Source organism: Pseudomonas sp. Tn43, from assembly GCF_014192635.1.
Classification (GTDB): Bacteria; Pseudomonadota; Gammaproteobacteria; order Pseudomonadales; family Pseudomonadaceae; genus Aquipseudomonas.
In genome coordinates this window covers 354,973-368,508 of sequence record NZ_JACHYG010000001.1, presented here as the reverse complement: position 1 = coordinate 368,508, position 13,536 = coordinate 354,973, and the positions used below count along the sequence as shown (strand labels likewise).

General features: G+C 59.8%; 16 protein-coding genes. 10 read left to right on the top strand and 6 right to left on the bottom strand.

What is annotated here, in order from left to right:
- Positions 1–526: 526 nt before the first annotated feature.
- Positions 527–1,303, bottom strand: a complete 777-nt coding sequence (locus FHW68_RS01610; protein WP_095635126.1) for an NAD(P)H-dependent oxidoreductase — start codon at positions 1,301–1,303, stop codon at positions 527–529.
- A gap of 85 nt (positions 1,304–1,388) precedes the next feature.
- Between FHW68_RS01610 and FHW68_RS01605 the strand changes: the two genes are divergently transcribed.
- The 5 genes from FHW68_RS01605 (at position 1,389) to FHW68_RS01585 (ending at position 4,356) form a co-directional block, all read left to right on the top strand.
- A complete protein-coding gene (locus FHW68_RS01605) occupies positions 1,389–2,282 on the top strand; it encodes a LysR family transcriptional regulator (RefSeq protein ID WP_183678327.1) in 894 nt (297 codons plus the stop codon).
- 112 nt (positions 2,283–2,394) lie between these two features.
- A complete protein-coding gene (locus FHW68_RS01600; protein ID WP_095635125.1) occupies positions 2,395–3,183 on the top strand; it encodes a DeoR/GlpR family DNA-binding transcription regulator in 789 nt (262 codons plus the stop codon).
- 61 nt (positions 3,184–3,244) lie between these two features.
- Positions 3,245–3,481: a hypothetical protein gene (locus FHW68_RS01595; RefSeq protein ID WP_095635124.1), complete on the top strand. Its 237-nt coding sequence runs from the start codon at positions 3,245–3,247 to the stop codon at positions 3,479–3,481.
- Between the two features lie 173 nt (positions 3,482–3,654).
- On the top strand, positions 3,655–3,888 hold the full coding sequence (locus tag FHW68_RS01590; RefSeq protein ID WP_095635123.1) for a hypothetical protein: 234 nt from the start codon (positions 3,655–3,657) through the stop codon (positions 3,886–3,888).
- Positions 3,889–3,957: 69 nt separating this feature from the next.
- Positions 3,958–4,356, top strand: a complete 399-nt coding sequence (locus FHW68_RS01585) for a DUF5329 domain-containing protein (RefSeq protein WP_183678325.1) — start codon at positions 3,958–3,960, stop codon at positions 4,354–4,356.
- A gap of 14 nt (positions 4,357–4,370) precedes the next feature.
- Here the strand turns inward: FHW68_RS01585 and chrA are convergent, their stop codons facing one another.
- Together chrA and FHW68_RS01575 are read right to left on the bottom strand one after the other, a co-directional pair.
- Entirely contained in the window at positions 4,371–5,729 is a 1,359-nt protein-coding gene (gene chrA / locus FHW68_RS01580; protein ID WP_095635121.1) for a chromate efflux transporter, read from the bottom strand.
- Positions 5,730–5,763: 34 nt separating this feature from the next.
- Entirely contained in the window at positions 5,764–6,615 is an 852-nt protein-coding gene (locus FHW68_RS01575; protein WP_095635120.1) for a CAP domain-containing protein, read from the bottom strand.
- On the opposite strand from FHW68_RS01575, the gene FHW68_RS01570 reads away from it, so the two are divergent.
- From FHW68_RS01570 to FHW68_RS01560, 3 genes are all read left to right on the top strand, one after another.
- Positions 6,614–6,778: a hypothetical protein gene (locus tag FHW68_RS01570; protein ID WP_183678323.1), complete on the top strand. Its 165-nt coding sequence runs from the start codon at positions 6,614–6,616 to the stop codon at positions 6,776–6,778. The two genes, FHW68_RS01575 and FHW68_RS01570, sit on opposite strands and share 2 nt — an antisense overlap.
- A 26-nt stretch (positions 6,779–6,804) precedes the next feature.
- Positions 6,805–7,425, top strand: coding sequence for a cell wall hydrolase (locus tag FHW68_RS01565; protein ID WP_183678321.1), 621 nt, complete (start codon positions 6,805–6,807; stop codon positions 7,423–7,425).
- Positions 7,426–7,764: 339 nt separating this feature from the next.
- Positions 7,765–9,480: an amidase gene (locus FHW68_RS01560; protein ID WP_183678318.1), complete on the top strand. Its 1,716-nt coding sequence runs from the start codon at positions 7,765–7,767 to the stop codon at positions 9,478–9,480.
- Between the two features lie 307 nt (positions 9,481–9,787).
- On the opposite strand, the gene FHW68_RS01555 is transcribed toward FHW68_RS01560, so the two are convergent.
- The 3 genes from FHW68_RS01555 to FHW68_RS01545 all read right to left on the bottom strand — a co-directional run bounded on the left by FHW68_RS01555 (position 9,788) and on the right by FHW68_RS01545 (position 11,443).
- Entirely contained in the window at positions 9,788–10,528 is a 741-nt protein-coding gene (locus FHW68_RS01555; protein WP_183678316.1) for a Mut7-C RNAse domain-containing protein, read from the bottom strand.
- A gap of 31 nt (positions 10,529–10,559) precedes the next feature.
- Complete coding sequence (locus tag FHW68_RS01550; protein WP_183678314.1) at positions 10,560–11,039, bottom strand: VOC family protein; 480 nt, start codon at positions 11,037–11,039, stop codon at positions 10,560–10,562.
- Between the two features lie 104 nt (positions 11,040–11,143).
- Positions 11,144–11,443: a hypothetical protein gene (locus FHW68_RS01545; RefSeq protein WP_183678312.1), complete on the bottom strand. Its 300-nt coding sequence runs from the start codon at positions 11,441–11,443 to the stop codon at positions 11,144–11,146.
- A gap of 132 nt (positions 11,444–11,575) precedes the next feature.
- Here FHW68_RS01545 and FHW68_RS01540 point away from each other — a divergent pair, with 132 nt between their 5' ends.
- Positions 11,576–11,968: a GFA family protein gene (locus FHW68_RS01540; RefSeq protein ID WP_183678310.1), complete on the top strand. Its 393-nt coding sequence runs from the start codon at positions 11,576–11,578 to the stop codon at positions 11,966–11,968.
- Positions 11,969–12,269: 301 nt separating this feature from the next.
- Positions 12,270–13,529: a molybdopterin-dependent oxidoreductase gene (locus FHW68_RS01535; RefSeq protein ID WP_183678308.1), complete on the top strand. Its 1,260-nt coding sequence runs from the start codon at positions 12,270–12,272 to the stop codon at positions 13,527–13,529.
- The last annotated feature ends 7 nt before the right edge of the window (positions 13,530–13,536 follow it).

The window sequence follows — 13,536 nt, the reverse complement described above, 5'->3', positions numbered from 1 at the left end:
ATAGGGGCGCAGCGTTAGTATCTTTCCATTTACCTGTCATTCCCTTAGAAAAGAATCGGTCTAAAAAGCCTGACCCAGGCTTCGATCGATTTGCTATTCTGAAACTGTAGGTGAAGACGCAGACTGATGCGCAAAGGGATAGCGAGGAAGCGTGGGGCGCGCTCCCAAGGGTACACGGTTAGAAAGATCTCCGCGCTGAGATCCAGCCCTTATGCCGTGTGAGGCAGAACAGCCCAAGGTTAAAAATCCTGTTCTGTGAGAGGCCCGATAAATCTCGTAAGCCAGAGACCAGCACTGGCCACCTACATCGATTTCCAAAGCCCGCCTTGTGCGGGCTTTTTCGTATTCGCGAATCGGTAAACCCTTAAGCCACGACGCGTTCTTCGTAGCAGCTGCCGAAGGCTGCGTTCGGCTGCGCAGCAGTCGCAAACCCTGAACGCAGGGTGTGCCCGATGGACTGCAGTGCCTGATTTTACGACTGCTTCGCAGCCGAAGGCAGCCTCGCGAACTCGGCAGCTGCTACAGATCACATGACGTGCGCCGCAAATCCGGTCTGATCCCCAGCAATCTCCGTACGCAATGTCAGCTGCGGGATGTCGTATGCGCCTGCATTCTGGGGTCGGAAAGGAATCGGTGCGGTTTTCCACAGGTCATCCAGTCGTTGGCCGAGCGCATCGCAGGTCGTCGAAAATTTCGCGTCATCCATTCGGCTGGTGCGATAGATCACGAACGGTGGCAGCACGTCGAAACCGGGGTAAAACAGTACGCCATGCTGAATCGGGAATAACACATCATCAATGGGCCCATTGATGCCCCGAGGGCTGTAATGAGACTCCCATCCACCGGTGGTGACGATCAGCATCGCCCGTTTGCCCGCCAGCGTGCCTTCTCCATAGCGGTTACCCCAGCGCGCATCGGAATGCTCGCCTACGCCATAGGCAAAACCATAGGCATAGACGCGTTCCACCCAGCCTTTGAGGATCGCCGGCATCGAAAACCACCACAGCGGAAACTGCAGAATGACGGCATCGGCCCAGAGCAGTTTTTCCTGTTCGAGGACGATGTCCTGGCGTTGCCGGCCTTCTTCGAAGGCAAGTTTGGAGTCCAGCGAAGGATTGAACCGCGATTCGGCTGGCCGGCCGGGACTGTCATCGGCATCCAGCGAGGCTTTCCAGTCCATCGCGTATAGATCGGAGACTTGCACTTGGTGGCCGGCGGCCTCCAGGTGTTTGACGGCAAAATCCTTGAGCGAGCCGTTCAACGATTTGGGCTCGGGATGGGCATAAACGAGTAGGACTTTCATGGCTGAGTCTCCAGTGTCGGGAGACTGCAGAGTCAGGCTTTGCCAGGTATATTGGAAATGAATAACCAATATGCCAGGTATTACCATGAATAATCTGCGACGCCTGGACATCAATCTGCTGCTGACCCTTGATGTCTTGCTCTCGGAACACAACGTGACCCGTGCGGCGCAACGCCTGAATTTGTCTCAACCGTCGGTGAGTGTTCATCTTGCCAAATTGAGGGACATTTTCGGTGATCCGCTGTTGCTGCCAGGACCCCGGGGCATGCGGCCCACGGCCAGGGCCGATGAGTTGCGCGAGCCCTTGCGTCAGGCCCTGGAAGCCCTGGAGCGCGCGGTGTCGCCCGCCAGCCCTTTCAATCCGGCCGAGGCCCGGCAGACGTGGAATGTCATGGCGTCCGACTACGGTGAGACGACTATCGTGTTGCCTGCGTTGGCTGGCCTGCGTTTGGCAGCGCCGGGCACGCGTCTGGCGGTGTTTGATCTGGTTCCGTCACAGATCGCCAGGCAAGCGGAGCAGGGGGCAATCGATCTGGCTTTCCATACCAGCGAGGACGCTCCCGCCGGCTTGCGGCGTCGCACGTTGTTTACCGAACAGTATGTTTTGGTCGGCCGTGCCGGCCATCCGCAGTTGAAAAAACAACCGACACTGGCGCAATTCTGTGAACTCGACCACGTGATCGTGTCGCGGGATGGTGGGGCGTTTCAGGGTGTCACCGACCAGGCGCTTTCGGCGGTGGGCATGACGCGCCGGGTGGTGCTTTCAGTCCCGCATTTCCTGTTTGTGCGGTCGGTGCTGGAGAGTACCGACATGGTGGCGATGCTGCCGTCGCGGCTGGTTCGCGATGCGGGGGCGTTGGAAGTGGTCGAGCCACCGCTTGATGTCCCGGGTTACGAGATGTCGATGCTCTGGCCCGAGCGTGTTCATCGCGACCCTGCGCATCAATGGTTGAGGGAGTTCATTGTGAAAGCGTTGTGAGGGGCATCAGTTGACCACAAGCCCGCTCCCACAGGTTCTGCGCTGCCATGCCGGTTGTGTTCATTCAGCTGTTTGGCTAATCTCGCACAAACACGCAAAAACAGGCATAACCATGCAAGCCGAGCATTCCATCGCCGAACTCCCGCAGCTGCGCCGTCAGAAAATCCTTTTGATCCTGGAACGCGACGGCAAGGTCATGGCCTCCGAACTGAGCCATCATTTCGCTGTGTCTGAAGACACCATCCGCCGGGATCTGTCGGAACTGGCCAGCGCCGGGCTGGTGCAGCGGGTGCATGGCGGAGCGCTGCCGCGGCCCAAGGACACGGGCAAGGATTACTTCACCCGGGTCGGCGAAACCGACGAAGTGAAAACCCGGCTGGCCCAACTCGCCGCACGCCGGGTGAAAAACGGCCAGATCGTGATTTTCGATTCCGGCAGCACCACGCTGCAGATTGCGCGTTCGCTGCCCGCTGATATCTCCATCACGGCCATCACCGCGTCGCCGATGATCGCCATCACCTTGGCCGAATACAAAGGCATCACGGTGATTGTTGCCGGTGGTCAGCTCAATCCCGCGACGATGTCTTCCGGCGGCCATGAAACCTTGCGATTGATCGAAGGTGTCAAGGCCGATTTGCTGTTCACCGGGGTCTGCGCCATTCATCCGGAAGTCGGCATCAGCTCGCTGCATTTCGACGAGGTGCCGGTGAAGCAGGCAATGCTCGCCAGCGCTTCCCATGTGATTGCCGTCACCACCGCGGACAAGCTGGGGGCGGTGGAGCCCTTTGTTGTTGCGCCTTGCAACCGCGTGCATACCTTGATCACCGAGTGTCACGTGGCCTCGGGCAATGTCGGGGATTATCAACAGCTGGGGATCGAGGTGGTGCAAGTGGACGCTTAAGCGTCATCGCGCTCAGTGCTGCATGGGTTACGCTGATAGCAACGACGGGAGGAATGCAGCCATGACTGAGCGACACATAACCCACTCGGAAACGCTATCGAACGGATGCACGATCAAGGTTAAGGCCGAGATATTGAGAGACGGTTCGCTGGGGATGTTCATCGGTGTCTACTGGCCGGACGGTTCGGCCATCGTTGAGGACAATCACCCGTCGCCGCATTTGCTGGACATGGAAGCGGCGCTGGATTGGGCCATCGAAAAAGCCAAAACCATCGGTAACAGCCAAAGAACGCTGTAAGGCCTAACGTCGCCATCGAATTTTTGTAGCAGCTGTCGAGCCCCAGCGAGGCTGCGTTCGGAATCATTGTGCACCTGGAAGGTCGTATCTGCGGTTTGCACGCACTTCGATTGAATTCGTGGATAGCGTCAACTCATCCCCGCCGCTCTGACCTTTGCTTTTAGGATGTTCAAATGAAGCGCACCGCGATAATGACCCTGGCCATTGCAACTACTCTTCTACTGGGAGGCTGCTTTCCTCACTGGGAAGATGATGACAGGTACGATCGGGATCACCGTCGTGAATACCATCGCGACCATGACCGAGGTTATGACCAACGTGATGATCGACGCTATGACCGGGATTACGACCGACGTGATGATCGCCGTCGTTACCGCGACCGGGATGGCGACGACTACGACGATTGATACTTGCTCGTCAGCCTTCAGAGCGGCCACCGCCGCTCTGATCTGCCGTCAGTCATGCGAGGTGTCACCATGGGAATTGTGCCTGGACGTTTCACTCGGTATGTCAGCCACTGGTTGATTGCGGCGGGTATCAGCCTGACCGCCGTGGTGCTCGATGCACAGGCGCAAACCCCACCTCAAACCACTCAGGAAATAAACAGCTTGCTGGACTTTGTCGAGCACAGTGAATGCCGGTTTGTGCGCAACGGGAGCGAATACCCGGGCGCCCAGGCCCGGGCGCATCTGGAAAAGAAGCTTGAGTACCTGGAAGAGAAGGACAAGATCACCAGTGCAGAAGACTTCATCAGCCTGGCGGCCACCCAAAGCAGTGTGAGTGGTCGCGCCTATGAAGTGCGCTGTCCTGCGGGCATTCAACCGGCAGATACCTGGCTGAAGACCGAACTGCAGAGGCAGCGACAACTTCATTGATCACGTTTGCTGCGCTAGCGCAGCAAATGCACCACCAACCCGATCAGCCCGCACCCCATCAGTACTTCGATCACGCCCCGCTTGAAGCGAAACAAGGCGATGGCCGCCGCAATGGCGATCAGCGCCGAAGGCCAGTCAAGTTGGCCGCTGAAGCCGTTGGGCCAGAGCACGTGGTAGCCGAAGAAGCACGCCAGATTAAGGATCACGCCAACCACCGCCGCGGTAATCGCGGTCAGCGGCGCGGTGAGCCGGAGTTCATTGTGCGTCGACTCCACCAGCGGGCCGCCGGCGAGGATGAACAGGAACGAGGGCAGAAAGGTGAACCAGGTCACCAGCGTGGCGGCGAGGGCGCCGGCCAGGAACACATGATCAGGGCCGAACACCTGCTGAACATAGGCGCCAACGAAACCGACAAAGGCTACCACCATGATCAGCGGCCCGGGGGTGGTTTCGCCGAGTGCCAGGCCGTCGATCATTTGCGTGGGTGTCAACCAGCCATAATGGCCGACCGCGCCCTGATACACATAAGGCAATACGGCGTACGCGCCGCCGAATGTCAGCAACGCCGCTTTGGTAAAGAACCAGGCCATCTGGGTGAGGGTGCCTTCCCAGCCGAACAGCGTGGTGAGAATGCCCATCGGCAACGCCCACAACGCCGCACCCACCAGCAACAGGCGCAGCAATTTGAGACGGTTGAAACGGGCGTGTTCGGGAGGCGGGGTATCGTCATCGATCAAGGCGGGGCCAAAGGATTTTTTCGCCGCGCTGTGACCTCCGGTGCGGAACCGTTCAGGTGCCAGGCGTCCGCCGACATAACCGATAATCGCAGCGCCCAGCACAATCAACGGGAACGGCACATTGAACACGAAGATGGCCGTGAATGAAGCCGCGGCGATGCCCCACAGCCAATTGTTCTTCAATGCCCGCGAGCCGATCCGGTGGGCCGCCTGGACCACAATGGCGGTCACCGCAGGCTTGATCCCATAGAAAAGCCCGGCCACCACCGGCACTTCGCCAAAGGCGATGTACACCCAGGACAACGCGATCAGGATGAACAGCGAAGGCAGCACAAACAGCGCGCCGGCAATCAGGCCGCCCCATGTGCGGTGCATCAGCCAGCCGATGTAGGTCGCCAGCTGCTGAGCCTCAGGCCCGGGCAGCAACATGCAGTAGTTGAGGGCATGCAGAAAGCGCCGTTCCGAGATCCAGCGTCGGCGCTCCACCAACTCCTGGTGCATGATCGAGATCTGTCCGGCCGGCCCGCCGAAACTGATGAAGCCCAGTTTCAGCCAGAACAGGAACGCTTCCCGCAAGCTGATGGCGTCAGGCTTTGACAGGTCCTGTTCGACGGTCGAGGAGGGGGCTTTATTCAAATGATGATTCCTTTTTCAAGCTCGATTCAAACCTTCACGGCGTGCCGAACATCGCCGTCCAGTAAATGCCAGCGTCACTCTTCGGGTCCACCGCATAGGCCGCACCCAGCTCGCGAAATTGCGGGTTCATCAGGTTGGCGCAATGGCCTGGGCTGGCGAGCCAGCCATCGACCACTTTGCGCACGGTGTCTTGCCCGGCGGCGATGTTCTCGCCGACCTGTTGGCCCGCATAACCCGCCAATTCAGCCCGATCACCCGGCGTGCGACCGTCGCGGTCCTTGTGATCGAAATAGTTATTGTTGGCCATGGCCCGGCTATGGCTCTCCGCCGCGGAGCCCAGTGTGGCGTTCCAGGCCAGCGGCGTCGTGGCGGCAAAGGCTTGGCTGCCGCACTGGCGCGTCTGAGCGCGGGCGCTGTTCATCGCTTCAAGCAGTTTTTGTCCTTCCGCCTGCCAGTCACCCAGACGCCCGGTCAATAGCGGACGCGCCAGCACAATGCGCCATTCACGGCCATCGCGGCTGATGCCGATGTCGACGAATTGCGGGTCCAGCACCACTTGGCAGAAGCTCTCCTGAATCGCTTTCATGGCCGACGGCGCATCACGGGGGCCGGACAGGCTGATCGCCTGCACATTGACCATCGGATACGCCGCGCGGGCCAGTGCCTGTTGCAAATCACCGATGCTGTTGGCGGACAGGACCAGCCGCGGATCATTCGCCAGCGGCGGCAGTTCCGCAGACGCCTGGCCAGCGCAACGCTGCACCTGACTGCGGTAAAGATTGATCGACTCGACCAGCTGCGTTTCCTCGGCCGCCGAGGCAGCGACGCTGAACACCAGCCCGAATGACAACACGGCGAGATGCAAAATGGATGACGGGCTGCGCATGAAAATCTCCCTTGGACGGATTGCGTCCATGATGCGCGATTTCACCCCTGCGCAGGCAATGCCTTTTTGCATCGAAACGCGTTTATTGTCAGGCGGCTGGAATAACGTGCGACGACTACAATCACAGCAGATCGGCACCACAACATCGCTGTTTCATGGCTAACGCCCGTGTCATCGGAAGGATCATTCATGGGATCTAAATGGGCACTCACCGGCTTCGCGATCATCCTTCTAGGCAGCCAGGTGTGGGCGGCTGATCAGGAACAAAAACAGGAGGTGGCTGAGGACAAGGCCCAGGTCCTGGAGCAGAAAGCGGCCGAGAAGGGCAGCGAGCTTCCGGTGCCCAAATCCGAAGCCATCACCACCTCGGAAGCGCAGGCGGTCGATCCGGCGGGTGCCGCGCCGCTGGACGATGCCATTACTTGCCTTGCACGCAGTATCTATTGGGAAGCCAAAGGCGTTGCACCTTCCAACATGGAAGCCGTCGCCAGCGTGGTGATGAACCGGCTCGGCCAGGAGGGTTTTCCCGATACGGTCTGCGCGGTGGTCAAGCAAGGCTCTGAAACGGGTTCCTGCCAGTTTTCGTGGTGGTGCGACGGCCGTGCCGATCAGGTGAAGGAAGATGACGAATATGCCCTCGCCAAGGAAATCGCGCGCAAGGCACTCAACAAACAACTCACGGACCGCACCCACGGTGCCTTGTATTTCCACGACAGAACGGTGAAACCCGACTGGGCGAAGAAGTACACCAGGACGGCCGAGACCGGGAAGTTCCTGTTTTATAAACCTCGCGGCGGGACGGCGCAGTAAGCGCTTGATGAGCCTTGGGGGAGATCTTTAGATCACTGATTCACCGCTACGGTTTATCGAGTTTGTGCGTGAGCGGCTTCAGGAGGCGTAGCGTTCCAGGCAGCTCTTGGAGTGGGCTCTTGCTCTAATCTCATGCAAAATCACGGGTACAAACGTATTTATCGCGTAGTGATCGCAACTCTGCATCAAGCTGCCTGAATAAAGATGTTAAGCACCTGTTGTGAATAATCGACCGCGCTAATGCAGTGCAACGAGAACCACTATGAAAACCCCTTTTTGAGATAAGTGATGTCTTTGAGCCCAACATCCAGTCACCCATCACTCGCCGGCGGTAACAGCATGATCGAGGTCACCGAGGTTCCCATTGCTCAACTGCGTGCTGCGCTCGAATCGGGCCAGACGACGGCGGTTGAACTGGTCCAGGCCTATCTCGCCAGGATCGATGCCTACGACGGCCCCGACACGCCTACCGCCCTCAACGCAGTGGTGGTTCGCAACCCCGATGCGCTCAAGGAAGCGCAGGCGTCCGATGCCCGTCGGGCCAAGGGCCAGATGCTAGGGCCGCTCGATGGCATTCCCTATACGGCCAAGGACAGTTATCTGGTGAAAGGGCTCACCGCAGCCTCTGGAAGTCCTGCGTTCGCGAACCTGATTGCTTATCGCGATGCGTTCACCATCGAACGGCTGCGTGCCGCTGGGGCGATTTGCCTGGGCAAGACCAATATGCCGCCCATGGCCAACGGCGGCATGCAGCGTGGGGTATATGGCCGGGCCGAGAGCCCGTACAACGCTGACTATCTCACCGCACCCTTCGCCTCGGGCTCATCGAACGGCGCCGGCACTGCAACCGCCGCCAGCTTCGCGGCATTCGGCCTCGCCGAAGAAACCTGGTCGAGCGGACGTGGCCCGGCCTCGAACAATGGTTTGTGTGCCTATACGCCTTCGCGCGGGGTGATCTCGGTGCGCGGCAATTGGCCGTTGACGCCGACCATGGACGTTGTCGTGCCGTTTGCCAGAACCATGGCCGACCTGCTCGAAGTGCTCGACGTGGTGGTGGCGGACGATCCCGACACACGAGGCGATCTGTGGCGGATGCAACCCTGGGTGCCCATCCCGAGTGTCGCCTCGGTGCGTCCCGCTTCCTATGCCTCGCTTGCTGCGAATTGCGATGCCCTTGCCGGCAAGCGCTTGGGCGTTCCTCGCATGTACATCAACGCGGATCTCGAGGCGGGTACGAGCGATGCGCCGGGTATCGGTGGTCCGACGGGGCAGCGAATCAACACCCGTCCTTCCGTGATCGCGCTCTGGGAAGAGGCTCGCAAGGCACTCGAAGCCTGTGGTGCCGAAGTGATCGAGGTCGATTTCCCGCTGGTGTCCAATTGCGAGGGTGATCGTCCCGGTGCGCCGACGGTGTTTAATCGGGGCCTGGTTTCCAAAGAGTTCCTTCACCATGAGTTGTGGGACCTGACGGCCTGGGCATTCGACGATTTCCTGCGGGCCAACGGCGATCCAAAACTCAATCGCCTGGTCGACGTGAACGGGCCGCTGATCTTCCCGCACGACCCCGGGACGCTGCCCAACCGTGAGGGCGACCTTGCCGCTGGCATGGACGAGTATGTGCGCATGGCCGAGCGCGGCATCACGCCTTGGGACCAGATCCCCACGGTGCCGGACGGGCTGCGCGGCCTTGAACAGACGCGCCGAATCGACCTTGAGGACTGGATGGATCGGTTGGGACTCGACGCGGTGATCTTCCCGACGGTGGCCGACGTCGGGCCGGCGAATGCCGATGTCGATCCGAAGTCGGCGGACATCGCATGGAGCAACGGTGTCTGGGTCGCCAACGGCAATCTCGCCATCCGCCACCTGGGCGTTCCCACGGTCACGGTGCCGATGGGAATCATGCCGGACATCGGCATGCCCGTCGGGCTGACCTTCGCCGGTCGGGCCTATGACGATTCGACGCTGCTGCGCTTGGCTTCGGCGTTTGAGTCGACTGGGACGAAGCGAGTGATTCCGCCGCGAACCCCACCGTTGTCGGGTGGTCAGAACTAGGAAGGGCGGGATTGGCGCACGGCACACGCGCCAGTCCCGCCCGGTAACGCCAAGCCAGAGCCGTCTGGCTGTACTCAAACCGTCGCTCGCAAAAACAGTGCGCAGCGCAGCCGATGGGTTTTCCCGGCAAAGGTGCAGTGTCTTGTCTTTCTAACGCAGTCCTGTCCAGGTTGAGAGGTGGATTTCATGAACAACATCATCTACATCGTCGGGGTAGTTGTGATCGTCGTGGTCATCCTGTCGTTCCTCGGGTTTGCATAGGCTGGAAGACCCTGCACAAGCCAGTTTTCCTGGCAGCCGCGCCCGGCTATCGGCCCAACAGAGGTGCCAACAGTGCGCACATGCTGCGCCAGTGTGAACCCTCCCAGTAAACCCGTTGGCAGGCGTCGCAGCGCAGGAAGTGCGAATAGAGCGCGCCAACGCGGGGCGGCACCTGCAACCGGGCCAGTTCCGGGCTGATCTCGTGCAGCGGCAGGTTGCAATGCAGGCACAGGCTGAAGGGCCGCGCACTACGTGCCAGGTCGAGGCGCTCGTACAATTCGCGCAACTGCAGCGACGGTTTCAGGGCATGCACGTAACAGCCATGGCTGATGATCCGCCGCTTGAGCAATTCGCGGTCGCGGGTCAGTACGATGCGTCCTTGGTGCGCTGCGATCTCGGCGATCTCGCCGTCCTCGAAGCCATTGTCGTAGAGGGTGTCGAAGCCGCTCATGCGCAGCAGGTGGGCCAGCCCGCCAAGGTGCGCATCAGCGATAAAGCGCAGCACCCGTAAAGGTTGTGCGCGAACCTTGAGCAACGGGCTGATGTCCAGCGCTTCGAACTTGGGATACACCGCCAGCCGGTCGTTGTCGAAAATCACCCGCTCCAGGCCCACCGACTCGCCATTGAGCAGCACCAGTTCGACCTCGGTGTGCGGGATGCCGAGCGCTTCGATCATGTGCTTGACCGTCGCCCCGCGTGCGCACTCGCAGGTGAAGGACTGTCGCCGCCGTTCGGCCGGCAGGAAATCGTTGAGCTCCTCGTAGAAGCGGAAGGTTGCACGGGTCATGTTCAACAGTATGGCAGGGCTGCAGCGCCGGTTAACCTTTCAAAGCCGCTTCAATCGCAGCAATGTCGATCTTGCCCATCCCCATCATGGCGTCGAACGCACGCTTGGCCGCCGCCGGATCAGGATTGGCTATCGCGGCGGTCAGCACGCGTGGCGTGATCTGCCACGACAGTCCCCACTTGTCCTTGCACCAGCCGCATACATTTTCCTGACCGCCGTTTCCGACGATCGCGTTCCACAAGCGGTCGGTTTCAGCCTGGTCGTCGGTCGCAACCTGGAATGAGAAAGCCTCGTTGTGCTTGACCCCCGATCCGCCGTTCAGTCCCAGACAAGGGATACCCATCACCGTGAACTCCACCGTCAAGACATCGCCCTGTTTGCCCGCCGGATAGTCGCCGGGCGCACGAAGGACAGTGCCCACGTCACTGTCGGGGAATGTCTGGGCGTAGAACGTTGCGGCATCCAGTGCGGTGCCGTCGTACCAGAGACAGATCGTGTTCTTGCTGATCATCTTGGTTCTCCAGAATTGGCCTGTTGTTCATACCCTCGGTCATGGCCGACGGGTATGTATTCAGACGATTGACCGCGAACGGAATGGACCGTTTCGATGACGCTCTAATTTTTGCACTCCGACAACACCACCTGGCAGGTGGCGGGCGTACCCCCGGATCGACCGGCATAGCGGATGCAATTGTCCATGGATTTTTTGCGAGCCATGCTCAAGGTATCGCCCCACGCCAGGCCGCCCTCGCCGGCAGTGGGGATCGCTTTTGCGTAGCAGTTCGAGCCCATAGTTGAGGCTGAATAGCGCGCCGTGGAAGCGTTGCCTGCACATCCCGCCATCAGCGCCAGGTTGATCGCGAGCAGGGAGGGCATAACCCATGACGAACACTGGCGCGCTGTTTTTCCGGTCATCCCGTTTCCCCTGAGGCTAGAGGCTGTTTGCGCTGGTGCTCTACTCAGATTAGTCGACCCATGGCCGTGGCTTCGCTACTCTTTTCACAGTTTGCAACGTCACAACCGTCGCTTGATCAGAGGAGACGCAGCATGGACCGATTCACCGGCGGTTGCCTGTGCGGCAATGTCCGGATCGAGGCGTCGGGACTCCCGTACCGGGTCGGTCTTTGTCACTGCCTCGATTGCCGCAAACATCATGGCGCGCTGTTTCACGCCTCCGCGATATTCCCTCAGGATGCGGTGACGATCGAGGGCGAAACATGTGACTACGCCGGGCGGTTTTTCTGTCCCCGCTGCGGCTCGTCCGTGTTCGCCCGCACCGGCGATGAAATCGAAGTGAACCTGGGCTCCCTGGATGCCCCTGACCAACTGACACCCACCTACGAAAGCTGGATCGTGCGTCGCGAATCCTGGTTGCCGCCGTTTCCGCTGACGCGACGATACGAGCGCGATCGTGACGCCACGGGGCGCTTTGAGGAGTAGGTCGCCCGAACGGTTCCGCTTGCAGCACGCTGGTCGCTTGCGCCGATCTCGTTCCGCGACGCTGCGCTAGCAGCCTCCAAGCCAGTGTGAAGGGCGTTCAAGTACCGCTTCGCCTCTGTCATCAAATGTTAAATCACTGACGCTCAATGAAAAGCAGTCGATTTGCGCGTGACAATACTGACTTACTCACTGACGGTGAACAGTTAAGCGAAATTCCACTTACACATTAAATCCGATGCCTCTCTGCCTTGATGGGAGGCTGTCAGTTGCATCTCAGTAAAACAATCATAGAGCGTGCAGAATGAAGTTCAGTTTTGTAGATAACAGCGAGCCGAGCCGCCGACGCATTCTACGCGATGCCTTCACTCTGGCTTTGGCGGCCTCTCCATTGGCAAGCCTCGCCAAGGCCGCCGACGAAACCAAGGCGGCCGACGAAAACGCCGAAGAAGTCACCTTCGCTGCTGGCCCGCGGCCGCTAGTGCGATACCCGCAAAAACGACCGTTGACCCTGGTGACCACTCGGCCACCGCATCTGGAGACCCCATTCTCTGTCTTCAACCAGGGGCCCATTACGCCGAATGACGCCTTTTTCGTGCGTTACCACCTGCCCGATTTCCCGACCAGCATCGATCCGGACAACTACCGTTTGACGATCAAGGGCTCCGTCAACACGCCGCTGTCACTGTCGCTTGCAGAACTCAAGGCCCTCGCTGAACCGGTCGAGGTGGTGGCCGTGAATCAGTGTTCGGGGAATAGCCGTGGCTTCTCGATGCCACGCGTGTTCGGCGCTCAGTTGGGCAACGGTTCAATGGGTAATGCCCGCTGGGTGGGGGTGTCGCTCAAGGCGGTACTGGAAAAGGCGGGGGTGAAAGCCGACGCCAGGCAAGCGACATTCCGTGGGCTCGACAGGCCAGTGCTGCCGAGCACGCCGGAGTTCATCAAGGCCTTGGACATCGGTCATGCCATGGATGGCGGGCCTATGATTGCCTGGTCGATGAACGGCACCGACCTGCCATTCCTCAACGGTTACCCGATACGTCTGGTGGTGCCAGGTTATTTCGGTACGTATTGGGTCAAGCACCTGAGTGAGATCGAAGTCGTCAACCACACCTATGACGGTTTCTTCATGGCTAAAGGCTACCGCGTTCCGGATAACGATTGTTATTGCATCGCCCCAGGGACCACTGCGGCGCAGACTCAGCCGATTTCCAGGTTGCCAGTGCGCAGTTTCATCACCAGCGTCAAACACGGCGATGTGTTGCCGCTGAAAAAAAGTATGGTGCTCAAGGGCATTGCGTTCGACGGCGGCGTTGGAGTCAACAAGGTGGAAATATCGATCGATGGCGGCAAAAGTTGGCGTGAAGCCAGGCTTGGGCAGGATCTTGGTCGTTTCTCCTTCCGTGAATGGACGCTACCGATCACCTTTACCAGTAAGGGCGCCACACAGTTGATGGTGCGAGCCAGTAACAGGGCGGGCGAGACGCAACCGATGCAAGCCGACTGGAACCCCGGTGGCTACCGCCGCAACGTGGTAGAAACCAGCCACGTGACCGTCGCCTGAGGGGGCC

Excerpts from the sequence above, each read along its gene's own strand:
- FHW68_RS01540 (WP_183678310.1), top strand. The coding sequence starts at position 11,576 with ATGGACCGATTCACCGGCGGTTGCCTGTGCGGCAATGTCCGGATCGAG.
- FHW68_RS01545 (WP_183678312.1), bottom strand. The coding sequence starts at position 11,443 with ATGACCGGAAAAACAGCGCGCCAGTGTTCGTCATGGGTTATGCCCTCC.
- FHW68_RS01575 (WP_095635120.1), bottom strand. The coding sequence starts at position 6,615 with ATGCGCAGCCCGTCATCCATTTTGCATCTCGCCGTGTTGTCATTCGGG.
- FHW68_RS01605 (WP_183678327.1), top strand. The coding sequence starts at position 1,389 with ATGAATAATCTGCGACGCCTGGACATCAATCTGCTGCTGACCCTTGAT.
- FHW68_RS01550 (WP_183678314.1), bottom strand. The coding sequence starts at position 11,039 with ATGATCAGCAAGAACACGATCTGTCTCTGGTACGACGGCACCGCACTG.
- FHW68_RS01595 (WP_095635124.1), top strand. The coding sequence starts at position 3,245 with ATGACTGAGCGACACATAACCCACTCGGAAACGCTATCGAACGGATGC.
- FHW68_RS01560 (WP_183678318.1), top strand. The coding sequence starts at position 7,765 with ATGATCGAGGTCACCGAGGTTCCCATTGCTCAACTGCGTGCTGCGCTC.
- FHW68_RS01570 (WP_183678323.1), top strand. The coding sequence starts at position 6,614 with ATGAAAATCTCCCTTGGACGGATTGCGTCCATGATGCGCGATTTCACC.
- FHW68_RS01585 (WP_183678325.1), top strand. The coding sequence starts at position 3,958 with ATGGGAATTGTGCCTGGACGTTTCACTCGGTATGTCAGCCACTGGTTG.
- FHW68_RS01590 (WP_095635123.1), top strand. The coding sequence starts at position 3,655 with ATGAAGCGCACCGCGATAATGACCCTGGCCATTGCAACTACTCTTCTA.
- FHW68_RS01565 (WP_183678321.1), top strand. The coding sequence starts at position 6,805 with ATGGGATCTAAATGGGCACTCACCGGCTTCGCGATCATCCTTCTAGGC.
- FHW68_RS01600 (WP_095635125.1), top strand. The coding sequence starts at position 2,395 with ATGCAAGCCGAGCATTCCATCGCCGAACTCCCGCAGCTGCGCCGTCAG.
- FHW68_RS01535 (WP_183678308.1), top strand. The coding sequence starts at position 12,270 with ATGAAGTTCAGTTTTGTAGATAACAGCGAGCCGAGCCGCCGACGCATT.
- FHW68_RS01555 (WP_183678316.1), bottom strand. The coding sequence starts at position 10,528 with ATGACCCGTGCAACCTTCCGCTTCTACGAGGAGCTCAACGATTTCCTG.
- FHW68_RS01610 (WP_095635126.1), bottom strand. The coding sequence starts at position 1,303 with ATGAAAGTCCTACTCGTTTATGCCCATCCCGAGCCCAAATCGTTGAAC.